Origin of the sequence: Pseudomonas sp. MD330_10, from assembly GCF_042610415.1 — a bacterium.
GTDB lineage: Bacteria > Pseudomonadota > Gammaproteobacteria > Pseudomonadales > Pseudomonadaceae > Aquipseudomonas > Aquipseudomonas rhodesiae.
Map to the genome: position 1 here is coordinate 1 of NZ_JBHGZU010000061.1, position 306 is coordinate 306.

Annotated in this window: 1 protein-coding gene; it reads left to right on the forward strand. The window is 58.5% G+C overall.

The genetic code is table 11. The features are described 5' to 3' along the window. Window positions 1-15 precede the first annotated feature (15 nt). The coding region (locus ACFZPT_RS26615) for a 2-amino-4-hydroxy-6-hydroxymethyldihydropteridine diphosphokinase (protein WP_379559115.1) at window positions 16-306 on the forward strand (291 nt) is incomplete at its 3' end.

Here is a 306-nt window from a genome sequence, read left to right on the forward strand (position 1 = left end):
GGAGATCGAGCGCGGATGTCGCTAACTCAGATTTACCTTGGCCATGGCAGCAATATAGAGCGCGAACGCCACTTGCGCGCGGGGCTGGATGCGCTGGCGGGCTATCTGGTGGATGTACGCTGTTCGGCAGTGTTCGAGAGCCAGCCGGTCGGTATCAAGAGCGGGCCGTTCTTCAACCTGGTCGTGTCGGCGTATACCGTCCTTCCGTTGATGGTGCTGGATCGCCGGTTGAAGTCGATTGATGCGGATAACGGTCGCTATGCGCCTGATCGAAAAGGGTTGCCCCTGGATATCGATGTGCTGTTG